Raw genomic sequence first — 24527 nt, forward strand, 5'->3', positions numbered from 1 at the left:
CCTTCCTACACCTGTTGTTATCATTTAATTGCAGACTTATTTAAAATTATTCTAAATAACTCTTGCCTGATGTACGTATGCGTTTTAGCTTTGCATCACTATTTAAAATAAGTCTAAATAAACAAAACACACCTTACACATGCTTAACTTCTTCAAATATAGAACTTTTGCCCTAGCTGCTGTTGCTGCCAGCGTTATGCTAACCTCCTGCTCCGAGGATGGTGACGACAACATTTCTTATAATGTACCTACCACTTATAACTTCCAGAATGTAAACTATAGCGGCCAGACTGCACGTATTGCCATGCTTGGTGAACTGGATGCTTATATAAAAAGAGGCCATACGGGTGAGGTACTAGATGCACAGGTAATGCGCAATATGTATGCAAATGCCAACGCACCTTTTGCTGATGCCAGCCTGAACACTTCCGGAAAGCAACTGAAAGATAAGACTATAGCTACAGCGCAAACTACTTTTGAAGGCTTTTTTGATGCCGTAGCCACTGCCAGCCAGTCAGCGGGTGCTGTTGCCAGCAACGGTACAGCCGGTATACTTACTACTGCCGATAACAAAAAGTACTTAGTAGATGCCAACGGTGTTGAGTATGCACAGGTAATTGCCAAAGGTTTGATGGGTGCTGTTTTCTATAACCAGGCTGTAGAAGGTTACCTGACTGATTTGAAGATCGGCCCTGCAGTAGACAACACAACGGTAACCCCGGGTGAAGGTACTAAAATGGAACACCACTGGGATGAAGCTTTCGGTTACTTCGGTGCCCCTATCGACTTCCCGGCAAATACAACGAACCTTAAATTCTGGGCAAACTATAGCAACCAGGTAAACCCGGCCCTTAACAGCAACAAGACCATGATGGATGCCTTTATAAAAGGGCGTGCTGCCATCTCGGCAAAAGATATGGCTGGTAAAGATGCTGCTGCTGCTACCCTGCGTAATGAGTGGGAACGTTTAGTTGCTGCATCGGCAATACACGAACTGAATGCAGCCAAAACCAACATTGCAGACCAGGCAAAGAAGAGCCATTACCTATCTGAAGCTATGGGCTTTATAATGGGCCTGCAGTATAAAACAGACAGAAAACTGAACAATACACAATATGAGCAGGTAATGGCTAAAATTGGCACAAACCTGTACAACACGACAAGCACTGACATTGTAGCTGCTATCGACATTCTGAGTGCAGCCTATAACATGGATGCCATTAAAGGTCAACTATAGTAACTGCTGGCAGAAGCATATTTAATTAAATACAGCAGCAACTATAGCATTGCATAATGTTATAGTTGCTGCTTTTACCATATAAAGTACATTATGAAGAAGGTAAGAATTTATGTACTGGCAATGCTGGCCGGTATAGCCAGCCTGACAGGCTGCGGCTCAGATAACGGAGACGATAACACAGGCTCTGACTTTGACCGTAAGGCCATGCTCACCAACTATGCTGATAACCTGATCGTGCCCGGCTACCAGCGTTTTGCAGAGACTACCACCGAGTTAAAAACTGCGGTTGAGGCTTTCGCAGCTTCACCATCTGAGGCTATGCTAGCTACTGCACGCCAGAAGTACCAGCAGGCCTACCTTACCTGGCAGGAACTGAGCATGTATGAGTTTGGCCCCGCAGACGAGCAAATGCTGCGCTCCAACCTGAATGTATACCCAACAAACGCTACCCAGATCGAGAGCAATGTATCGTCCGGCACTTACGACCTGCAGGCATCAGCTAACCTGGCAGCGAAAGGACTCCCGGCACTGGATTATTTGCTATATGGCCAGGCAACGCAAGCCGAAGTAATAGCGCAGTATACCACTGCGACAACCGCAGCCAACCGCAAAAAGTACCTTCAGGATATAACAAACCTGGTAGCGCAGCAAGCGCAGAGCACTTACGATGCCTGGACCCAGAACTATAGCACCACCTTTAAGCAGTCAGAGGGTACGGCAGTTGGCAGTGCCATTGGCAACCTGGTAAACCAGCTTAATTCTGATATCGATATTACCAAGCGCTACAAAGTAGGCATACCGGCTGGCAAGTTTACCGCGGGCACTGCACGCCCTACCGAAGCCGAGGCATACTATAGCCACACCTCGCTGGAGTTATTGCTGCAGAACCTGAGAGCAGAGAAAGCCTTATTCCTGGGAATGTCAGCAGATAACATTAACGGCATTGGGCTAGACGATTACCTGAACCATGTAAATGCCAAAAAGGATGCTATGCTGTTGTCAGATGCGATAGAGCAGCAGTTTAACCTGGCAATTGCAGCAGCAGAAGCTATAAATGCTCCGATAGATCAGGCCGTAACTACTAACCAGGCAGCAGTAAACAAACTATATGATGAGTTGCAGAAACTGATCGTGCTTACCAAAACCGACATGCCATCTAAACTGGGAGTTACCATTTCTTACACCGATAACGACGGCGATTAACAGCCTGTAGGTATGTTGCAAAAGCTCCGGCCTTTCCTTACTGCTCCTGTGTCTGCGGCTCCGCTGGCAGTGTTCCGCATTATTTTCGGCGGAATGATGCTGGCCAGTATTGCGCGGTTTATGCTGAAGGGCTGGGTTACGGAGCTATATGTGCTGCCCAGAGTATACTTCCCGTTCTATGGTTTTGAGTGGGTAAAACCTTTAGGTGAGACCGGGATGTATGCTTTGTTCGGACTGATAGCACTTTCGTCACTTGGTATTATGCTGGGGCTGTTTTACCGCTGGGCGGCTGTGTTGTTTTTCCTGAGCTTTACCTATGTGGAGCTTATCGATAAGACCAACTACCTGAACCATTATTACTTTGTTAGCATAGTTGCCTTACTGATGATACTGGTGCCGGCGCACCGTCATTTTTCGCTGGATGTGTTACGAAAACCCGGCTTATGGGTAAGCCATGTACCACGCTGGACTATCCTTATCTTTCAGCTGCAACTGGGGTTGGTGTACTTTTACGCCGGAGTAGCCAAACTTAACCCCGACTGGTTGTTGGAAGCCATGCCCCTGCGAGCCTGGCTACCGGCTCACACACACCTGCCAATCATCGGCCCACTATTCGACTATGTTTGGGTTGCTTACCTGTTCTGCTGGTTTGGCGCTTTTTATGATCTTACTATTCCATTCTTTTTGAGCTGGCGCAAGAGCAGGCTGCTGGCCTATGCTAAGGTTATTGTTTTCCATATGCTGACGGCCATGCTGTTCCAGATCGGGATGTTCCCATACATTATGATGGTAAGTACGCTGATTTTCTTCTCTCCTGCTTTCCATGAGCGCATACTTACCTTCTTCAGAAGTATAGCCCGTGTGCAGCTGCCGCAAAACTATAGGGTAGCAACTATAAAATCCCAGCCTGTACTCTTAAATTTGCTGGCTTTTTACTTTGTGTTGCAGGTGCTGGTGCCGTGGCGTTTTATGTTATACCCTGATAAACTTTTCTGGACAGAACAGGGCTACCGTTTCTCTTGGCGCGTGATGCTGATGGAGAAAGCCGGCACAGCCTTCTTTTATGTTCGTGACCCGCGCACCGGAAAAGAATCTGAAATAAACAACCGCGATTACCTGACCGCAAACCAGGAAAAAATGGTGGCCACACAACCCGACATGCTCGTTCAGTTTGCCCACATCATTCGCGACGACTATAAACAAAAAGGCATTTCTGCACCCGAAGTTCGTGCGGAAGTGTATGTAACGATGAATGGCCGCGACAGCCGCCTCTTTATAGACCCGACCAAAAACCTGGCTGCCGAAGAAGATAGCTTTTTACCTAAAACCTGGATTTTACCTTTTGATGGAGCTGTCCCGCCACAACACGCGGTAGGGCAGAAATAACATGATGTACCGATTTTCGTTAACGCTCTTATTTATAGTTTGTGGCCTGCAAATGGCACTGGCTCAATCCCTTTATATTTCAGGTAAAGTTACTCATGCAAACACATCCCGGCCAGTGACTAAAGCAGAGGTATTGCTTGTTAACCAAGGCAAAGTTTATATCTCAGATGCAAGTGGTAACTATAGTATAGAAATTGCACGCCCCGGCACCTATACCCTCACAGCTTATACCGAAGGCCTGAGCTCAGTTACAAAACAGGTAACCGTTGAGAACGGAACTGCTGTACTTAATTTTGAACTGAAGCCGATGGAAGGCCAACTGAAAGAAGTAAATGTAACCTCACAACGGGAGGCTACTTTCGGTATCACGCGCTTAAACTCTGTGGAAGGCACGGCCATTTACGAGGCAAAAAAGAGCGAGGTAGTAGTACTCAGCGATATCACAGCCAACAAAGCTACTAACAACAGCCGGCAGGTGTTTGCCAAAGTAGCAGGACTAAACATCTGGGAAAGCGACGGCGCCGGCCTGCAGCTAGGAATAGGTGGTCGTGGCCTGAGCCCGAACCGCACTTCCAACTTTAACACCCGCCAGAATGGTTATGACATAAGTGCTGACGCCCTGGGCTACCCGGAAAGTTACTACACTCCACCTACCGAAGCCCTTGACAGAATAGAAGTAGTTCGTGGCGCCGCATCTTTGCAATATGGTACCCAATTTGGTGGCATGCTAAATTTTGTAATGAGAGAAGGTCCGGAGGACAAACCATTTGAACTGACTACCAGACAAACTATAGGCTCGTGGGGCTTGTTCAACTCTTTTAACAGTATTGGCGGCAGCAAAGGTAAGTTTCATTACTATGGTTTTTACCAGTACAAGCGCGGCGACGGCTGGCGCGAGAACTCAGGCTTTGATGCCCATACCGCCTTCAGCTCAATACACTTTAAGCCAAACCAGAAACTGGAAATAGGCTTTGATTACACGTTTATGGATTACCTGGCGCAGCAGCCGGGCGGCCTGACGGACACTGAGTTTGAGCAGGATGCACAGCAATCCAAGCGCGACCGCAACTGGTTTAAAGTGAAATGGAACCTGATGGCCCTGACACTGGACTATCGCATCGGGGAACGCACCAAACTGAATGTACGCAACTTCGGGTTACTGGCGCAGCGCGATGCCCTTGGTTTTATGGGTAAAATAAACCGCCCCGATGACCTTAGCATGCCACGCACCTTGCTGCAGGACAAGTTCCGGAACATTGGTAACGAAACACGCCTGATACACCGCTACGACCTGGGCAACTCATTTTCTACTTTGCTGGTAGGCACGCGCTATTACCGTGGCTTTACAGACCAGAAGCAAGGCGATGGCTCCCTGGCTGCAGATGCCGACTTCCGGTTTTACTCTGATAACGGCGGGCCAAATACTTCCAGCTACGATTACCTGAGCCGTAACATAGCCCTATTTGCCGAGAACATTTTTAACATCACACCAAAGCTAAGCTTAACCCCGGGGGTGCGCTATGAGTGGATAAACACCAATGCTGATGGCAGTTATCGCGACATCAGGCGCAACCAGGCAGGAACTGTAATTTACGATAAGGTTATACCAGAAGACCGCAGCAGCTCGCGTAACATATTTTTGCTTGGATTAGGCATGAGCTACAAGCCGAGCGAACAGATGGAAGTGTATGGTAACTTCTCGCAAAATTACCGTGCCATTAACTTCAACGACATGCGCATCATAAACCCGAACCAAGTAGTTGACCAGAACATGCAGGATGAGAGCGGCTATAGCTCGGATCTGGGTTTCAGGGGTAACATAAGCGGGGTTTTGAACTATGATGCCAGCCTGTTCTATATAGCCTACAAAGACCGTATCACCACTATAGAAAGGCCTAACGAAAATAATGCGATAGAGCGTATCCGCACTAATGCCGGCGACACGTACCATTATGGCCTCGAAACATTTGCCGAAGCAGACCTGCTGAAATTATACTATGGAGCAGATCATCCGACCAGTATTACAGCTTTTTCGAACATAACGTATGTGCATGCTACTTACAGCAGCCCCCTGAGCAGTGTAGATGGCAAAAAAGTAGAAATGGCCCCGTCACTTATCACAAAAGCAGGCTTGTCGTTTAAGCGTAATAACTTTAAGCTGGCATATCAGTTTGCTTATACATCGGAGCAGTATACCGATGCACCTAACAGTATTGAGGAACCAACGGCAGTGGTAGGTTTAATTCCGGCTTACTGGGTAATGGACCTATCGGGAAGCTATAGTTACAAGCGCTTTACCCTGGAGTCCGGCATCAACAACCTCACCGATAACCGCTACTTTACACGCCGCGCTACCGGTTACCCGGGCCCGGGCATTATACCTTCCGATGCCCGCAACTACTATGTTACCCTGGAGTTCAGGCTTTAAGGCAGAAATAACGTAGTACTAAATTCTGAAAGCTTATATTTATAAAACCTAATCTTATAAAACATGAAAATCACGAAAATGCTTCTTCCGGCCCTTGTGGCTGCGGCGCCATTCTTTTACAGCTGCCAGGAATCTACTGATGTTGTTGAATCCGGAACTTACCAGGGCACGATACAGGAAGTTGAGCCTGAAAAAGACGAGATCTATGTAAAGACAGATGACGGCAAAGTGCTGGAGTTATACTTTACCGAATCTACCACACTGACACACAACGGCGAGACTGTACCGTTCGACCACCTGAAAGAAGGCGGTAAAGTAGAGGTACAGGTTGAGAAAACAGGTCAGCGCCTTGACCCTGTTGCGGTAAAAATTCTGGAATAACATGAGCGAGCCAACCTTTTGGCGGACAGAGATCTGGCATCCGCTGAGCGTACATTTTCCGATAGCTATATTACTGCTGGCAACTATAGCCAAAAGTGTAGCACTATTTGTACAAGGCGATCAGAAACCTTTCTGGCAAAAGGCTGGCTCCTATTTACTTTACCTAGGTTTTATTACTGCCTGGGTTGCCATTTACACCGGCGACATGGCCGACGGCATTGTATCGCGCAAACTCTGCGACCCGACCGTGCTAAAAGATCATGAGATCGCTGCCTTTAATGTTGCTTATCTATTCTCGGCTGCCGCGGCGCTTAACTTATTGCTTAGCTTTGGGTTAATAAAAGTATGGCCAAAGGCGCTGCATGTACTTACAGTGGTGCTTATGCTGATAGGCTCTGGCTACCTTACTTATGCCGGCCATTTGGGTGCGCAGGTAGTATACCAACAGGCTGGTGGCGTAAATATACCTACCTCCGACTGTGCCGGATTTGAATAACTATAGCCAAAGGCACCTACTTTTCTAAACTTACACTAACAGCCATTTAACAATTTAGCCTTCAGAGATTAAATTCCTACCTTTGTAGTGCAAAAGCGAACTATGGGCAGGATACTGGCAATTGATTACGGAACAAAACGCGTTGGCATAGCCGTTACGGATGTGCTGCAGATTGCCGCAAACCCGCTTGAAACAGTACACTCCAAAGATGCGCTGGCTTTTTTGAAGGCGTATGTGCAGCGCGAACCTGTTGAGGCTATAGTTATTGGTATGCCGCGTCGCCTTTCCGGCGAAGACTCGGATGCAACGCAGCATGTGGTCGGGTTTATGCGTATTCTGCAAAGAGAGTTTCCAGCTATACCAGTACATACCATAGACGAGCGCTTTACATCTAAAATGGCACAGGCTGCCATGCTGGCTGGTGGGCTTAAAAAGAAAGACCGCCAGGACAAAGGCACCGTAGACCGTGTAAGCGCCGCCATTATTTTACAATCGTATTTAGAGAGCAAAAACATATTATGATTTACCCAATTGTAGCCTACGGCGACCCTGTACTTAAAACGGAAGCAGATGACCTGCCAAAGGATTTCCCGAACCTGAAAGAACTGGTTGAAGACATGTATACTACCATGTATCATGCGCATGGCGTAGGCCTGGCAGCACCACAGATCGGAAAAGCCATTCGCCTGTTCGTGATAGATTCGGAGCCGATGATGGATGACGAGGACGAAGGTAAAGGTGTAAAGAAAGCCTTTATTAATGCGGAAATACTGGAAGAATCTGGTGACGAGTGGGGCTTTGAAGAAGGCTGCTTAAGCATCCCTGGCGTGCGCGAAACCGTTTACCGCCCGGAGCGCATCGTTATCCGTTACTTTGATGAAGAATGGAACGAGTTTACGGATACCTATGATGGCATGACTGCCCGCGTTATCCAGCACGAGTACGATCACATCGAAGGCATCCTGTTCACAGACCACCTGAACGGCCTGAAAAAGCGCCTGATCAAAAATAAGCTGACCAAAATATCGAAAGGCGAAGTAGACGCCGACTATAAAATGAAGTTCCCGGCTGCCGATAAGCGCCGATAGGTTTATATTTTAGATTTAATGAAACCGGCCTGCTATAGTTTTATAGCAGGCCGGTTTGGTTTTTGTGGTTTTAACGGACTGGGCTTTGCCATGGCGAAGCTATGGTAAAGGTGTGGTTAGCATTAGAATTTATAATCCATCAGAGTAGTCAGGATTTACGCAAGTGACACCCTCCGAACTCTTCACCTTCACAAACTTACCAGCAATATGGTCTACAGCCCACAATTCATAGATTTCCGTGAGCTCAGCCTGCCGCTGGTCTTTAAAATGTATCACATAAAATTGCCCACCGTCAGCCCCTTTTATTTCACAGGTTGTCCAGCTGTATTCTTTTTCAGGATAGTTTGACTGAATGTTGATTTCATCTATGACTTCAAACACAGCTTTGTCCCCATTTCTCCTAACAAACCTTTCAAGCAGAATCTTGCCTTCGCCGTTTCTACATTCCTTTTGTGATTTAGCAAGTTGGAAGACGGCGTACTTAATCTCGCTTTTTTCAGAATCTATTACAGTGCCAGCGCAACTAAACCAACCCATGCTTTCTATTTCAACACTGGTTTTGCCTATCAGGCTGCTACTCTTTTGTTGCGTGGACTCGCTTTCTCCCTTTGTCTGAGCGAAGTGGGCGGATTGAGCGTCTGAATTATCAACTGCCGTTTGATTAATACTATTACTAAGAGTTTCTGTTTTTACGTCAGCATTGCATGAGCTCAATGCAACAGCAACAAGAATGGCTTGAAAGATTGTTTTCATATCTAATTTATAGTTCATTTTCATGCTAACTACTGTATAACAGGAGTACCACTCCCACTATCTGCCAAATACGGCGGCTAGCAGGAGTAGCAGTTTATCAAATATAGTAATTCTCCTCTAACTATAGTTTCTATACTCTTCAAGTGTAACCTAAACTATAACTTCCGCCTCACCAAAGAAATCCTTGTTTTGCGGATTTGCCTTGTTGCCAGGAATTGAAGCCTTTCGTTGTAAAGTATCCAGCCGCCTATAGCACCGATTATACTTCCGGTTAAAATATCGAAGAAGCGCGCCTCGATCAATTCACTTGGGTTTATAGTTAATGCTGCTCCGGTCTCGGCCAGGAAGATGGTGAGGATGGTGATAAAAATAACAGCAATGCCATAGTTGCGAACGATCAGAAACTCCACAATTATCTGTAGCAGGATAATGCCTAACGTGATGATGAGCATAGATGGGTTTAGCAGTAGTATGAACCACGTCAGTACCAACCCGATAAACGTACCCAACACACGTTGCGCACTTCGTTGCCAGATATGCGTAGCACTGATTCCCTGCATTACCGCTGCACACGAGGTTGGCACCCAATAAGGCGTATCCAACTCCAGTAAATGGGCAATAAGCAACGAAACTCCTACAAAAAAGCCGAACGTAACCGACTCCACAAAATTGACATACGGGTTCTTAGTAACGGTTATAACTTCATCTGCAGAGCGGGTATTTCTTAAGGTTACCAAACTATAAACTAACCCTAACAGGCACGAGATCATGGTTCCGATGCCCACAAGCCCTATGTTATGCGGCACTGTTTCGAGGTTGTGCGGCATGGAGATGGCTACCGACGCTATCATGATAAAAAAGAAGTTGCCAGGCGGGCGCACCATTTTAAGGTAATAGAGCACCAGGTGCACCGTAAAAGCATACAGACCAAGCACCAGAGATGCCACCACCGGGTTAAAACCGAACAAAGCCCCCACCGCATACGACACCATAATTCCGAACGAGCTTGCCATCAGCACGATCATCCGGCGGGCTATACTCTGGGATTGAATGTACAGAATAACCAGTGCAGCCATCGAAGCCAGTTTGCCATCCTGCAGGTTACCTGTAAAGTAGCCACCCAAAACCGGAATGCCCACACAGAGCCCTGCCAGAACCGGCAAATGCCACTTACGGTCTGTTGGTTTAAATTCAAGAAGTTGCTTTACTATTTGTGGCATACCGCTTAGTGTCAACTCATTATTTAACTGGTTTCAAAGGTATAGGTTAAGTTCTTCACCTGAGATGACTAAAATCATAAATTGAATTTAAGCTCTTCTAATACTACAGCGAATGGTAAGTCCGGATTTGTATGCGATGACTGGCATTAAACTATAGCTCTCAAAAGTATAAGGCCGTTCCAAAATCAACTTACAGGTATGTTCCGTACATGGCAGGTATGGCCCGAACTATAATAACTATACTTTTCCTGCTTGTTTTGCTGTTGCCTTTGCATGGCTATAGTTGGGGCTTCTATGCGCACCAACGCATAAACCGGCTGGCGGTATTTGCCTTGCCTCCCGAAATGGTGGGATTCTATAAAAAGCACATCCGTTACATTACCGAGAATGCCGTTAACCCCGACAAACGGCGCTATGCTGTAGAAGGCGAAGCCCCGCGCCACTACATTGACCTGGACATGTACGGTGACAGCGCTCTGTATAAACTGCCGCGTTACTGGCAACCTGCTGTGGAGCAACTTTCGGAGGATACTTTGATGGCGTATGGCATTGTGCCCTGGCATATCAACTTTATGAAGTACCAGCTTACACAGGCTTTTAAGGAGCGTAACCTGGATAAGATCCTCAGGGTGTCAGCTGACCTGGGCCATTACATTGCCGATGCCTGCGTGCCGTTGCACACTACCAGCAACTATAACGGGCAACTTACCGGTCAGCGCGGAATCCATGCTTTCTGGGAGTCACGGCTGCCGGAGCTATTTTCTGATAACTATGACTTTTTTGTAGGGCCTGCCCTGTACATTGAGCAACCGCAGCTCCGGGCATGGGACCTGGTTGCCAGTGCTAATACTGCCCTTGATTCAGTCTTACATTTTGAAAGGCAGCTAACTATAGATTTCGATGAAGAAAAGAAGTACGGTTTCGAGCTCCGCAATAACCTGACAACCCGTGTGTATTCCCGCGAATTTTCGGAGGCTTACAGCAAGAAACTAAACGGGCAGGTAGAGCGGCAAATGCGCTTAGCCATACAAGCTGTTGCCAGTTATTGGTATACCGCCTGGGTAGATGCCGGCCAGCCCAATTTAGGGACACTCGCCACCTCTTTAACTCCAGACGAGTTGCATCGCCTGGAAATGGAGAAAAAGGAATATGAGACCGGTCCGCATAAACCCAGGGAGGAAGGGAATTAGGTTAATCTTGTCTGAATCAGGATTTACAGGATTAATGGATTAACAGGATTTCTTGACCTAGCAGTGTGCGCAGTTCCTGCTAGTGTCTGGGTTATAGTTCTGTAGCTACTGTTATCCAACCACCTCCGGCCCCTCAGAGCTACGCTCGCTACCTTCGAAATCTCTTCTCGGTAGTCTAAGGCGGGGCACTTTCTGCTTTTTACTTTGTCTTTTCATACAGCGTGAGAGATCTGGTACAGTTTAACATCCCCCTTCGCCCCCTTCAAAGGGGGACTTTCTGTTGTTGCTATAGTTAGCATTATAGTTCTATAGTTTCAGACCACGGGCGGACAGGTCGCGACCTGTCTCTACAGAATTAAATTGCTGATAAAAGTCGAAGCTTACCGGTTATAACTATAGACAGGTGGTTGCTATGAGAAAGATCACAGTCTTTGGGTTGAGCGCCTTTGATTTGTTGCGGTGCCTTTAGGCAACCCGAGCAGAGCGAGGGTAGCAAGAAAGCAGCAGCGCGATGCCCGAAGACGGGGCCTCCCGGCCGTGAGGGCACCAAAGCTAAAGATGAAACTATAGGCAAGTAAAGCTCCCAGGATTGGAGTTGATTTGAAAGGATAGCTTTGTTCAAGTTAGAAACTTCGCAAACTAAAGGACAAATAAGATTCCTCACAGCTACGCTGGCTCTCTTCGACTCTCGTCTCGAGAATGCTCGAAATGACAAAGTGAAACCAGAACACGATCAAAGGTTCTGAACTTTGCTTAAAACCCCACTTCTAACCCTCATTTTCCTGCAACTGCAAAAATCCCTATCTTGCTGCACCTTAAAACATCATTCTTCATGAACATAAACTATACTCCCCGCTTCAGCTATGTATGGCTGTGCCTTGTTTTTTGCCTGTTGTTGCAGCCTGTTTTCGCCCAGAAAACCAACACAAACGCAACTATAGCCAAACTCGATGCCTATTACCAGAAAGCTTTAAAAGACTGGGATGTGCCGGGCATGGCTATCGCGATCGTAAAAGATGACTCGGTTATTTTTGCCAAGGGTTATGGCGTACTAAACAACAAAACCGGCGGACAGGTAGATGCCAATACGCTATTCGGCATCGCGTCAAACTCCAAGGCGTATACATCTGCTGCTCTTGCTACTTTAGTAGATGCCGGTAAAATAAAGTGGACAGACAGGGTAAATAAGTACATCCCTTACCTGAAAATGTACTCGCCTTACGTTACCGAAAACCTGACAATCGAAGACCTTCTGAGCCACCGCGCCGGATTAAAGACGTTTGGCGGCGATCTGCTTTGGTACAACACCAACTATAGCCGCGAAGAAATTATCCGAAGAATGCAGTACCTGGAGCCGGCTTATGACTTCCGGGATGGTTATGGTTACTCTAACCTGATGTTTATTACGGCCGGCGAAGTGATCGAAAACGTGACTGGCAAGACCTGGGAAAACTATATAAAGGAAACCTTTTTCCAGCCGCTGGGCATGACCCGCTCTTATACTTCTGTTAATGCACTTAAAGGTTTGCAGAACGTAGCCTCGCCACATGGTTTTGATAAAGATGATAAACCTGTAGCCACTACCCTTACCGCCTGGGACAACTGGAACCCTGCTGCTGGCATTTTTACCAGCGTTACCCAACAAGCCCAGTGGATGCGCCTTCAACTAAACCGTGGCGCTTACAAAGGCAAGCAGATCTTCTCTGAGAATGCGAGTCGCCACATGTGGCAAGCCCATAATGCTATACCGGTATCGAAAGGTGCGGAAGAGTTTACACCATCTACACACTTTAATGCGACAGGCCTGGGTTGGTTTGTGAGCGACTACGAAGGTCGTAAACTGGTTTACCATGGCGGTGGGCACGAAGGCATGAACAGCAGGACCGTACTTGCTCCGGAAGAAAACCTGGGCATCGTGATCCTGACCAACAGTATGAGCAGCATTATGACGCCGTTGGCAAACTATACATTAGACCAGTTTTTTGGTGTGCAGAATGGCCGCGATTGGAGCCAGTTTTTATTGAATATGATGGCCAAAGCTAAAAAAGAGCAGGCTGAGGCACAGGCAAAAGCCCCTAAAGAAAAGAAGAAGCGCAAGACAAAACCAACTATGGAACTGAGTGCTTATACGGGCACCTACCATAGCCAACTATACGGAAACGCTACGGTTACTTTAAAAGACGGAAAACTAGAGATACAATTGGTACCGGCACAGGCATTAGGCGGAACTTTGAACCACTGGCAGCACGATATTTTTGACCTGGACTGGAAAAACGATTTTGCCCTGTTAACGCCAACACGCGTACGCTTCCTGGTAGGCGAAGACGGAACTATAAGCCAGATGCGCCTGGATTCCGACAACCCTGATTTCCATTTTGATGAGCTTGATTTTGAGCGTGTAAAATAGGCTTAGAACTATAGTTTTAAACATGCAAAAGCCGCACTTACGGGTGCGGCTTTTGTATTTCCTGAAAAGGAATAAGTAAATTAACTTAAGATACCAGCATGGCAATTACACCAACGGCAGCAAAATATCCAGCAATGATCCAGTAAGCTAATTCTTCATCGTTGTGGTAAACATTTTTCATAATAAACAACCTTTAATCGTTAAACACTGATTTATCCCTTTGGCTGTCTTTATATTACTTGCTACGAGCCTTGTTATCAATTTGTTAACACAAGATAAAAGAACTAAAAATCAATCAAATTTTAATTAATATAGTGCAATTAAAATCATCCTAAAATGTATCTCTTTTCATAATCTGGCAGGGATGATCAGTAAATGACAGTTCAGGTTAACGTTCAGGATTATGCAAAAATAAAAAGCCCGCTGCAAGTGTTGCAGCGGGCTTTTAAAAATGATTTATAATAAGCTTAAACCAGCTTCTTATAACGGATACGCTTCGGCTCTACATCGCCCATGCGCTTCTTCTTGTTCTCTTCGTATTCGCTATAGTTACCCTCAAACCAATATACCTGCGACTCACCTTCAAATGCCAGGATGTGCGTACAGATTCTATCCAGGAACCAACGGTCGTGAGAGATAATAACGGCACAACCTGCAAAGTTCTCCAGGGCATCTTCCAGCGCCCGGATTGCGTTCACGTCCAGGTCGTTGGTTGGCTCATCGAGTAGCAGTAAGTTACCGCCTTCTTTCAGAGTCATGGCCAGGTGCACGCGGTTACGCTCACCACCCGACAGCTTGTCTACTTTCTTCTCCTGGTCGCCGCCCGAGAAGTTGAATTTGCTAACATAGGCACGGGAAACGATCTGGCGTCCGGCCATCATCATATGTTCCGTACCACCCGATATCACTTCAAAAACAGATTTAGTACCATCCAGTTGCGCGTGCTCCTGGTCTACATACGATATCTGCACCGTTGAGCCAACTATAAACTCGCCGGCATCCGGTTTCTCCTGGCCTGTTATAAGCTTAAATAAGGTTGTTTTACCGGCACCGTTCGGACCGATGATACCAACTATACCACCCTGTGGCAGCGCAAAGTTCAGGTCTTCGAAAAGCAGTTTGTCGCCGTAGGCTTTGCTTACGTGGTGCGCTTCTACAACCTGGTTACCCAAACGTGGTCCGTCAGGTATAAACAGTTCCAGTTTCTCTTCTTTCTTGCTGGCCTCTTCGCTGGCAAGTTTATCGTACTGGCTGATACGTGCCTTGGATTTGGCCTGACGCGCTTTCGGGGCCATACGTACCCACTCCAGCTCGCGCTGTAATGTTTTCTGGCGCTTGCTTTCGGTCTTCTCTTCTTTAGCCAGGCGGTTAGATTTCTGCTCCAGCCAGCTGCTATAGTTACCTTTCCACGGAATACCTTCGCCACGGTCCAGTTCCAGAATCCAGCCAGCCACGTTATCCAGGAAGTATCTATCGTGGGTTACGGCAATTACGGTTCCTTTGTACTGCTTTAAATGCTGCTCCAGCCAGTCTACCGATTCAGCATCCAGGTGGTTGGTAGGCTCATCCAGTAATAAAACATCCGGCTCTTGTAGTAGTAAACGGCAAAGGGCCACACGGCGCTTCTCACCACCCGACAGGTTACCGATAATGGCATCTTCCGGCGGAGTTCTCAAGGCATCCATGGCGCGCTCCAGGCGGTTATCAAGTTCCCATGCGTTGTGGTGGTCGAGTTTCTCCTGCACTACACCTTGGCGGTCGATAAGCTTGTTCATCTCATCGTCAGTCATCTCCTCGCCAAACTTCATGTTGATCTCGTCGAATTCCTTCAGCAAAGCCACCACTTCAGCTACGCCTTCTTCTACTACTTCGCGCACGGTTTTGGTCGGGTCAAGCTGCGGCTCCTGCTCCAGGTAACCTACACTATAGCCCGGGCTCCAGACTACTTCGCCTTGTATCTGCTTGTCTACACCTGCAATTATCTTCAGTAAGCTTGATTTACCGGAACCGTTAAGGCCCAGCACACCAATTTTAGCGCCATAGAAAAAAGACAGGTAAATGTTTTTAAGTACTTGTTTTTGAGGAGGGTAAACTTTGCTTACCCCAGCCATCGAGAAAATGATCGTTTCGTTGCTCATGCTATCGCTCTGTCAGGTTATACTTCCGAAAAGTGGCAAAACTGCTTTTACAAACAGTGTTTAGCCATCATTTTTGTTTGTTATTGTTTACAAATATCGTAAAATTTCATGCATTTACCCTTCAGTATATTGCCGCGAAATCGTTAAACTTGTAAAATACTGTTGGGTTTAGTATACTTATACTTGCTTTGCAACAAGTTTGCCTGTAAACTGTTTGGTCCTTCCGTTTTTACGGATGTGCTCATTTAAACGCGAAAGGTAAAGCTGCGTATGCTAAAGTTAGTTTAAAAAGTGCCCTTACCCTATTTTTTCGACGCAAAACCCGATCCAGTCAAATGGAAAACAACGATCTATTGGAAGAAGCTATGAAATATGGCTTTATTCAGGACCAGCAGGTGTGGCTGAAACCCTTCATGAGCTACCCGGCACGCCAGGTAGGCGAGGTAAAAGAATCTGAGAACGACTCCTTAGTGTACTTTGCGAGACGTTTTGAAATGTTCCGTGAAAAAGTAAACTCCCTGTTGGAGCGAATAGCGTCATCCGAGAACAAGGGATCCTTTCTGATGAAAGTGCTTCATATGAAAGAGCAGGTAGGCAACTACGATGCCCTCGGTGATTTTGAAGCCATCTATCATACCCTTAGCAAAGCTGAGGAAGATATAAACGAAACTATAAAACAGAACCGGGAGAAAAACCTGGCGATTAAGATAGGCCTGATTCAGGAAGCCGAAGCGCTGCAGGACAGCATTGAGTGGAAAGAAGCATCGGACCAGCTGAAAGAACTGCGCTCGACCTGGATCAAAACCGGCCCTGTAGATAAAGACCTGACCGAAGAAATAGAAGAGCGTTTTAAAGCCCCGATTGAGGCTTTCTTCGAGCGTAAAAAGAACTTCTTCGAGGATAAAAAGCGCATGCAGAACTACGCCTACGATAAGTATAAAGACCTTATCAGGCAATCGATAGCGCTACAGAACTCAGACGACTGGGAGAACACAACAGCAAAGCTGAAGCAACTGCAAAACCAGTGGAAAGAGATAGACAGCAGCCTGCCGCGTAAGGTTACCAGCAAACTATGGCTGGATTTCCGCAAGGCACACAACCATTTCTTCGAGCGCCTGAAAGTGAAGATCAATAGCGAGAAAAATGCTTCGCGTGAGCAGTTTTATGAGACCAACTACGATAAGAAAAAGCAGCTGGTAGATGAAGCAAATGGTTTACTACAGCAGCATAACCTGAACGATGCTGTTCGTCGTGCAAAGGAACTGCAGGCCGAATGGAAAAAAGTTGGCCCGGTGCACCCTTCGGTATCAGACCAGGTGTGGGAGCAGTTTATAAAAGCTTGCGACAGGATATTTGAAACCAGCAGCCTGGAACATTACATCCGGAAGCGCCAGCAAGCCAACAACGAAAAACTGAGCGAAGCAGAAGGCCTGAATGCCCGCATTAACGCACTTAAGGATTTTATAAAGTCGGATAAAAGCGAGCTGGAAGTACTGGAAGATAACCTGGATAAACTCAGCGACTCGCCAAGTAACGACACCTTCCGAAGCATGCTGCAAGGCAAGATCCGTAACTTTAAGCGCAAGATCAATACAAAACAGCAACTGATTGAAGGGTTTAAAGAGCAACTGGGAGCTTACAGCAATAACGCTTAACCAACCCTGAAATCATGTATTACAAAAGCCTGCCGCCGTGCAGGCTTTTTCTTTTAAAAGGGCGTTTCAGGGCTATAGTACAGCTTTTGTTACAGATTTATAGTTGTATCTGAAAAATACCCGCTGCATTTTGAACATTTGCCTTTTATTTGCGTTGTGTTGTTAAAAACAAATAAAAAAGCAATTTTTTAAAGTATAAATTTTTGTTTTTATATTTATTTATACTTTTGCAAACCAATTTGAAAATAGCCAACAATTAGTTAAGGAGACACATACTATGTACTGGACACTTGAATTAGCATCATACCTGGAGGACGCACCCTGGCCTGCAACGAAAGATGAGTTAATTGATTACTCAATCCGCTCAGGAGCACCAATGGAGGTTGTAGAGAACCTTCAGGCTTTGGAAGATGACGGACAGCCTTACGAGAACATCGAAGAGATCTGGCCTGACTATCCTACCAAGGAAGATTTCATGTTCAACGAAGACGAGTATTAATAATGAATAATTGGTAATGAATAATGAATAATTGCCAATAGCTTTAAAGCTTACTCCTTATTCATTCGTCATTAGTAATTAATCATTGAATAACGTCGTTGAAGTAAAAAATCTGGTTGCGGGTTATGAGGCACGTACTCTTATCCGCAACCTTTCTTTTTCTATACCTGCTCCGGCTTTTGTTGCCATTATCGGGCATAACGGCGCAGGCAAAACTACCTTTTTCAGGACCTTTCAGCAGAGGGTGGCTTACCAGGGGCAACTGCTCGTGCAGGGCCACGACCTGAAAACATTGCCACACGCTACCAAGCAAGGCATCCTCTCCTATCTTCCGCAGCGCAACACGGTTTCTTTCTCTATTAAAGTTTTAGACCTGGTGGTGATGGGCCTTTTCAGGAAGAAGCGCTTTTTCGATCATTACACTTCCCAGGATTACGATACTGCCGCCAACGTGCTGGCGCAACTACAACTCACACACCTGCAAGACCACGATTTTACAACCTTATCGGGTGGGGAACAGCAACTGGTGTGGCTGGCGCAGTTAATGCTGCAGGATGCAACTATAAACCTGCTGGACGAGCCTACGCAGCAACTGGATGTATACTATAAGAACAAGGTATTTAAGCTGCTACAAAGCTGGGTAAACGACAACTATAAAACAGTGCTCTGCATTACCCACGACTTGCACAACTTAATCCCGATGGAAGGCTACCTGATCAATCTTTCCAAACCTGACCCTCAGTTGGAAGTTATCTCCAGGGAAACCGTTTTAGCAAACCAGGCATTTTTAGAGGCCGGCCGGAACTAAGATTTGTAAGATTTTAGGGATTTTAAGGTTAGGCTGAAACGGGAAACCTAAATTCCAGATTAGCCTGGCACCTATAGTGGGCGCGAGTCTCCAGACTCGCTATTTAAGTATTCAATAAAAAAGGCGTAACCTATTGCGTCTCAACTATAGTTATCTCAGAAAAACTCCAATCCACAATACTATTATTGGCCCAAATAAAGACAGTAAGAAATACCATAGAAAGAGTTTCCCGCCATAGGTTTCATACTCTTTAACTATACTCTTATACTTACTCTTGTAGAAAATCAAATAATAATTGATTACCAGGAAGGGCATTAAAAATCTAACAAAGAAGCTGAAAAAGTAATCTAAATTATCACCCGGAAAAAAAATCAATTTCTAAATTATAGAAGGATGTTTTCAGAATATACCGCTGCAGCACTGACGTGACTACTGCTAAATTGAATGCCATTGCCATAGAGACAAATGACAAGCAGTAAAACTTCCAGACACTATGATTTGCAGGAACAGACCTCATTTAGTTATGCAATCTGTTCACATTCTGTAATAGATATTCTGTATCAATTCTTAGTAAGGTTATTATAACTATACTTTTGCAAAAGCCTCCGCCAAGATCAGATCTTCAGGAGTTGTTATTTTGATGTTGCGATAACTACCTTCCACTAAGGTTATAGTTTCACCTATACTTTCCACCACCGAGGCATCATCGGTAAAATAGTCCTGCTCTGATTGTTCGTATGCTTTTTTAAGAATCCCGGCTTTAAATACCTGAGGTGTTTGCATCAGCTTATAGTTGGCGCGTGGCACAGCTTTGCTTCCTTCAGGTGTCATTTCCCGGATAGAATCTTTTGGCGACACGGCTACTACCCCACTTCCAAAGTTTGCAGCAGCCTCAAAAGCAGCTTCTATAGTTTCAGTTTCCACAAAAGGTCTTACACCATCATGCACTGCAATCAACCCATCTCCCATTACTGCATCCAGGCCATTCTTTACAGACCCAAAGCGCGTAGCTCCTCCCGGCACCATCATATGGAAAACCGTGAAATTATACTCTTTACACAATTCCCGCCACGTAGTTAACTGCTCTTTAGGCAGCACCACGATGAGTCGTATAGTTGGGTTATAGTTATAGAACCGCTCTATAGTATGCATCAGTATTGGTTTACCGGCCACAGGAATAAACTGCTTGGGTACATCGTGCTGCATGCGGCTACCAGAGCCACCGGCAACTATAATCGCATATTCAGGTAATTGTTGCGCCATAACGCAAAGTTAGAAAGATTTATAGTTTGGGAGGCATTACTTGCACGCAGCCAATGCGTCTACATCATTGGAGTTTATAAGGTGCAGGTTCCGGGTTATCTTTTCTGCATCCCAATCCCACCATGTTATTTGCTGTAGCTTTGCTATCGTCTCATCCTGGAAGCGCATTTTTACAACCTGTGCGGGGTTGCCGGCTACAATGCTGTAAGGTGGCACATCTTTGGTTACAACAGCTTTAGTTGCTACAACTGCCCCATCTCCTATCGTCACCCCCGGCATTATCACAGCTTCATACCCTATCCAAACATCATTGCCGATTATAGTGTCTCCTTTTGTTGGGTATTTCTCCTTAAGGTCTACATCGTCTGTAATTTTCTCCCATCCATTTCCGAAAATAGCAAAAGGGTAAGTAGATACTGGTTTGGTTTCGTGGTTGCCGCCGTTCATGATAAACGTTGCGCCCGAACCGATCGCACAAAATTTTCCAATAACCAGTTTGTCACCTAAGAAGTCGAAATGGTACAGTACATTCTTTTCAAAATTGCAGGGATCTTCCAGGTCATCATAGTAAGTATAATCGCCAACTATAATATTAGGGTTTTGGATGATGTTTTTGAGAAAAACCAGTTTGTGGTGATGCTGTAGAGGAAAGGTAGTATCTGGATCAGGTCCGGCCATAGTCTTGCAGTTTGAGAGTTAAAGAGTTTAGGAGTTAGAAATTTAGTGATTTCACATGGTAAATCCTGCTAATCCTATAATCCTGAAAATCCTGATTCAAACAATTTAGCAATCAGCAATCAACAAACAAAAAGCCCCAACCATTGTGGCCGGGGCTTTTTATACTTTATAAGCAATTTACCCTTACAGGATCAGCATTACATCGCCATAGCTAAAGAAACGGTATTTCTCTTTTACAGCTTCTTCGTAGGCTTTCATTACCAGTTCGTATCCACCAAAAGCAGCAGTCATCATCAGCAAGGTGCTTTCCGGCATATGGAAGTTCGTAACCAGTGCGTTCGCAATTTTGAAATCGTATGGAGGGAAGATGAAACGGTCTGTCCAGCCTTCATTTGGCTTCAGGCGGTTGCTCGCCGATACCGAAGACTCCAGGGCACGCATGGTAGTTGTACCAATAGCGCAAACTTTCTTCTTGTTGTCCAACGCTCTGTTAACCATCTCAGCAGTTTCTGCAGGAACGCTAAAGTTCTCAGAATCCATTTTGTGCTTGGTCAGGTCTTCTACATCAACCGGGCGGAAAGTACCCAGGCCAACGTGCAGTGTAAGCGGAGCCACATCCACACCTTTAATCTCCAGGCGCTTCAGTACTTCTCTTGTAAAGTGCAGGCCGGCAGTTGGAGCCGCTACAGCACCTACGTTTTTGGCATACACTGTCTGGTAACGCTCACGGTCTTCCGGCTCAGCTTCGCGCTTAATGTAGCGCGGCAGCGGCGTTTCACCCAAGTCGTTTATAGTTTTGTAAAACTCTTCATCGGTGCCATCAAACAAGAACTTAATGGTACGGCCGCGCGATGTAGTGTTGTCGATAACTTCAGCTACCAAGTCGCTTTCGCCAAAGTATAGTTTGTTACCAACGCGTATCTTACGGGCCGGGTCAACGAGCACATCCCACAGGTGGATATCCTTGTTCAGCTCACGAAGCAGGAACACTTCTATCTTCGCGCCAGTCTTCTCTTTGTTGCCATAAAGGCGGGCCGGGAACACTTTGGTATCATTTACTACCATTATGTCGCCGTCGTCAAAGTACTCTAAAATGTCTTTAAAAATGCGGTGCTCGATCTTGCCTGTGTCACGGTGCAACACCATCATGCGTGATTCGTCGCGGTTTTCGGATGGGTGTGTAGCCAGTAGTTCTTCCGGCAGATCGAACTTAAATTCTGATAACTTCATAGATCAAATATTACGGTATTTGGATTCCAAATGGTGAAAAAGCTTTAACTATAACTCGAAGTAGCCTTAAGGAGTTCGGAAAATTAACCCGGCAATAAACAAAAAAACGAGCCGCAAATTTACTCAGTTTGACCGAAATATTATTACTTTTAACAAAATTACTTTCCATAACACAAAAACCAGATGATATACCTGCGCCTGATAGCAGAAAGCATACGATTTGCCTGGCAAGCCTTGCGTGCCAATATGCTGCGTACCTTACTTTCATTGCTCGGCGTAACTATAGGCATCTTCGCGATTATTTCGGTTTTTACGCTCGTAGACTCCCTGGAGCGAAACGTGCGCGACAGCATGAGCTTTATCGGCGATAAGGTTTTGTATGTGCAGAAATGGCCCTGGAGTTTTGGGGGCAGTTACCCGTGGTGGAAATATTTTCAGCGCCCCGAGCCAACTATGCGCGAGTTTAAGTTACTGGACCGCAACCTGGCCAACGATGCCGGCGTGGCTATTTTTGCCGACAAAGGTGGCAGTACATACAAATACCGCAGCAACAGTTTTTCTGACGGCATGCTGATGGGCGTAACCTACGACTACAGCAAAGTGAGTGAAATTCCGATAGAGGAAGGCCGTTACTTTGTACCGCAGGAAGTGGATGCATCCCGTAACGTGATCGTGATCGGTAAAGAAATAGCTGAAACACTTTTCCCGTACGGCAGTGCCATTGGCCAGGAGCTTAAAGTTGGCGGCCAGCGATTCCGGGTGATAGGCGTGGTAGAAAAGCAGGGCGAAAACATGTTTGGCGCTCCTAACTTCGACCAGATGGGCGTTATTCCGTTCGGGGCCTTCAGTAAAATGTACGACACCGGCCCGGATGGCGTGGGCACAACTATAGCCGTAAAAGGCCGCGACGAAGATGAAGGCCTGCAGGAACTGGAATATGAAGTCCGCGGCATGATGCGGAACATACGCGGCCTGCGACCACGTGACGACGACAGTTTTGCCATTAACCGCCCCGAAATGGCCACACAGGCTGTAACCGGCTTTTTTGATGTGATAGGCCTGGCAGGCTGGGTAATTGGCGGCTTTGCCATACTGGTAGGCGGCTTTGGTATTGCCAACATCATGTTTGTATCGGTAAAAGAGCGAACCAACATTATTGGTATACAAAAATCACTGGGAGCTAAAAACTATTTTATTCTTTTCCAGTTTCTGTTCGAGTCGGTGTTCCTAAGCCTGATAGGTGGCGGCATCGGCATCCTGCTGGTGTTCCTGATCACCATAATTCCGCAGGACATGATGAAGATAAGTCTTTCGGTGAGTAACATTGTGCTGGGACTTGGCGTATCCGCCGTGATTGGGATGCTATCAGGTATAATTCCGGCTGTACTGGCATCAAATCTTGATCCGGTTATTGCAATCCGCTCTAAATAAAGTAATTTACACCCCGCGCTTTTGCAGTGCCCCCTCACTGCCTGCATTTTTGCGCACTAAATATTTTTGATGATGAAAGGCGCCAGATAAAAAGCGCCGCAGGGTACTGTTGCCCTGCCGAGAAGATGATTTTAATTTATTATGACAAAGCTTAGAAAAACGAGCAAGACAAAGTTACACGACGAGTCGCTTAACTCTGGTAGCGGGCGTACCATTTTAAACCCCGATGCAAACGAAAACAAGGCAAAATCTATTACCGACCTGCGCGAAGCCGGCGAAGTATTAGCCCCTCCTGCCTCTGAAGAAGATATCCGCATTCGTAAAGCGTTTGTAGACAAAGACTGGAACGAGATTAAAATAGCCGACTCGTGGCAGATATTTAAGGTAATGGCTGAGTTTGTGGATGGTTTCGAGAAGCTGGCCAAAATTGGTCCGTGCGTTTCTATCTTCGGATCGGCAAGAACCAAAGCCGACAACAAATACTACATAATGGCCGAGGAAATTGCTGCCAAGCTGGTGCGCCATGGTTACGGTGTAATTACAGGCGGTGGCCCGGGCATTATGGAAGCCGGTAACAAAGGCGCACACTCTGAGGGTGGCAAATCGGTGGGACTTAACATTCACCTGCCGTTCGAGCAGTTCAACAACATCTACATCGACTCTGATAAGATTATAAACTTCGACTACTTCTTTGTGCGCAAGGTTATGTTTGTGAAATATGCACAGGGCTTTGTAGTTATGCCAGGTGGTTTTGGTACGCTGGATGAGCTTTTCGAAGCGATCACGCTTATCCAGACCAAGAAGATCGGTGCCTTCCCGATCGTATTAGTAGGCCGCGAGTATTGGGGCGGTTTAATGCAGTGGGTAGAGGATGTAATGCTGCGCATGGAAAGCAACATCAGCCCGGAAGACCTTGACCTGGTACATATTGTAGACGACCCATCGGAAGCCGTTAAGGTGATCGATGATTTCTATAACAAGTACCTGCTTTCTCCGAACTTTTAAGAGAAACAACTATAGTTTACCCGAAAGC

At 46.1% G+C, this 24527-nt stretch carries 21 protein-coding genes; 15 read left to right on the plus strand and 6 right to left on the minus strand.

Annotated features, from left to right (window positions below; all coding sequences use genetic code 11):
- Positions 1–139: 139 nt before the first annotated feature.
- From ABS362_RS06885 to def, 8 genes are all read left to right on the plus strand, one after another.
- A complete protein-coding gene (locus ABS362_RS06885) occupies positions 140–1237 on the plus strand; it encodes a DUF4856 domain-containing protein (protein ID WP_350411654.1) in 1098 nt (365 codons plus the stop codon).
- Positions 1238–1330: 93 nt separating this feature from the next.
- Entirely contained in the window at positions 1331–2443 is a 1113-nt protein-coding gene (locus ABS362_RS06890) for an imelysin family protein (RefSeq protein ID WP_350411656.1), read from the plus strand.
- Between the two features lie 12 nt (positions 2444–2455).
- Positions 2456–3829 carry an HTTM domain-containing protein gene (locus ABS362_RS06895; RefSeq protein WP_350411657.1) on the plus strand — a complete coding sequence of 458 codons (1374 nt, stop codon included), beginning with the start codon at positions 2456–2458 and terminating at the stop codon, positions 3827–3829.
- A 1-nt stretch (position 3830) separates the two neighbouring features.
- Entirely contained in the window at positions 3831–6257 is a 2427-nt protein-coding gene (locus tag ABS362_RS06900) for a TonB-dependent receptor domain-containing protein (RefSeq protein WP_350411659.1), read from the plus strand.
- A 63-nt stretch (positions 6258–6320) separates the two neighbouring features.
- A complete protein-coding gene (locus tag ABS362_RS06905) occupies positions 6321–6638 on the plus strand; it encodes a hypothetical protein (protein ID WP_350411660.1) in 318 nt (105 codons plus the stop codon).
- 1 nt (position 6639) lies between these two features.
- Positions 6640–7134 (plus strand): DUF2231 domain-containing protein, encoded by a 495-nt coding sequence (locus ABS362_RS06910; RefSeq protein ID WP_350411661.1) that lies wholly within the window; start codon positions 6640–6642, stop codon positions 7132–7134.
- Between the two features lie 102 nt (positions 7135–7236).
- Positions 7237–7656, plus strand: a complete 420-nt coding sequence (gene ruvX / locus ABS362_RS06915) for a Holliday junction resolvase RuvX (protein WP_350411662.1) — start codon at positions 7237–7239, stop codon at positions 7654–7656.
- Positions 7653–8222 (plus strand): peptide deformylase, encoded by a 570-nt coding sequence (gene def, locus ABS362_RS06920; protein WP_350411663.1) that lies wholly within the window; start codon positions 7653–7655, stop codon positions 8220–8222. The genes ruvX and def overlap by 4 nt, the downstream gene beginning before the upstream one ends.
- Before the next feature lie 129 nt (positions 8223–8351).
- Here def and ABS362_RS06925 read toward each other — a convergent pair whose 3' ends face one another.
- Positions 8352–8999, minus strand: a complete 648-nt coding sequence (locus ABS362_RS06925; protein ID WP_350411664.1) for a hypothetical protein — start codon at positions 8997–8999, stop codon at positions 8352–8354.
- A gap of 131 nt (positions 9000–9130) precedes the next feature.
- Complete coding sequence (locus ABS362_RS06930) at positions 9131–10195, minus strand: FUSC family protein (protein ID WP_350411665.1); 1065 nt, start codon at positions 10193–10195, stop codon at positions 9131–9133.
- A gap of 218 nt (positions 10196–10413) precedes the next feature.
- Between ABS362_RS06930 and ABS362_RS06935 the strand changes: the two genes are divergently transcribed.
- Together ABS362_RS06935 and ABS362_RS06940 are read left to right on the plus strand one after the other, a co-directional pair.
- Positions 10414–11385, plus strand: a complete 972-nt coding sequence (locus ABS362_RS06935; RefSeq protein ID WP_350411666.1) for a zinc dependent phospholipase C family protein — start codon at positions 10414–10416, stop codon at positions 11383–11385.
- An 832-nt stretch (positions 11386–12217) separates the two neighbouring features.
- The gene (locus ABS362_RS06940) at positions 12218–13792 is read left to right on the plus strand and encodes a serine hydrolase (protein ID WP_350411668.1); all 1575 of its coding nucleotides are present in this window, start codon (positions 12218–12220) and stop codon (positions 13790–13792) included.
- A gap of 467 nt (positions 13793–14259) precedes the next feature.
- Here ABS362_RS06940 and ettA read toward each other — a convergent pair whose 3' ends face one another.
- Entirely contained in the window at positions 14260–15930 is a 1671-nt protein-coding gene (gene ettA / locus ABS362_RS06945; protein ID WP_350411669.1) for an energy-dependent translational throttle protein EttA, read from the minus strand.
- 335 nt (positions 15931–16265) lie between these two features.
- On the opposite strand from ettA, the gene ABS362_RS06950 reads away from it, so the two are divergent.
- The 3 genes from ABS362_RS06950 (at position 16266) to ABS362_RS06960 (ending at position 18892) form a co-directional block, all read left to right on the plus strand.
- Positions 16266–17585, plus strand: a complete 1320-nt coding sequence (locus ABS362_RS06950; RefSeq protein ID WP_350411670.1) for a DUF349 domain-containing protein — start codon at positions 16266–16268, stop codon at positions 17583–17585.
- Between the two features lie 277 nt (positions 17586–17862).
- The gene (locus ABS362_RS06955; protein WP_007652164.1) at positions 17863–18084 is read left to right on the plus strand and encodes a DUF2795 domain-containing protein; all 222 of its coding nucleotides are present in this window, start codon (positions 17863–17865) and stop codon (positions 18082–18084) included.
- A gap of 85 nt (positions 18085–18169) precedes the next feature.
- Positions 18170–18892 (plus strand): ABC transporter ATP-binding protein, encoded by a 723-nt coding sequence (locus tag ABS362_RS06960; RefSeq protein WP_350411671.1) that lies wholly within the window; start codon positions 18170–18172, stop codon positions 18890–18892.
- 585 nt (positions 18893–19477) lie between these two features.
- On the opposite strand, the gene ABS362_RS06965 is transcribed toward ABS362_RS06960, so the two are convergent.
- The 3 genes from ABS362_RS06965 to queA form a co-directional block, all read right to left on the minus strand.
- Positions 19478–20155 (minus strand): 2-C-methyl-D-erythritol 4-phosphate cytidylyltransferase, encoded by a 678-nt coding sequence (locus ABS362_RS06965; RefSeq protein ID WP_350411672.1) that lies wholly within the window; start codon positions 20153–20155, stop codon positions 19478–19480.
- A 36-nt stretch (positions 20156–20191) separates the two neighbouring features.
- Complete coding sequence (locus ABS362_RS06970; protein ID WP_350411673.1) at positions 20192–20833, minus strand: CatB-related O-acetyltransferase; 642 nt, start codon at positions 20831–20833, stop codon at positions 20192–20194.
- A gap of 183 nt (positions 20834–21016) precedes the next feature.
- Positions 21017–22063, minus strand: a complete 1047-nt coding sequence (gene queA / locus ABS362_RS06975) for a tRNA preQ1(34) S-adenosylmethionine ribosyltransferase-isomerase QueA (protein ID WP_350411674.1) — start codon at positions 22061–22063, stop codon at positions 21017–21019.
- A gap of 183 nt (positions 22064–22246) precedes the next feature.
- Here queA and ABS362_RS06980 point away from each other — a divergent pair, with 183 nt between their 5' ends.
- Both ABS362_RS06980 and ABS362_RS06985 read left to right on the plus strand, forming a co-directional pair.
- Positions 22247–23494, plus strand: a complete 1248-nt coding sequence (locus ABS362_RS06980) for an ABC transporter permease (protein WP_350411675.1) — start codon at positions 22247–22249, stop codon at positions 23492–23494.
- Positions 23495–23635: 141 nt separating this feature from the next.
- Complete coding sequence (locus tag ABS362_RS06985; RefSeq protein ID WP_350411676.1) at positions 23636–24499, plus strand: LOG family protein; 864 nt, start codon at positions 23636–23638, stop codon at positions 24497–24499.
- Positions 24500–24527: the final 28 nt, after the last annotated feature.

This window comes from Pontibacter populi (assembly GCF_040278685.1).
GTDB lineage: Bacteria > Bacteroidota > Bacteroidia > Cytophagales > Hymenobacteraceae > Pontibacter > Pontibacter populi.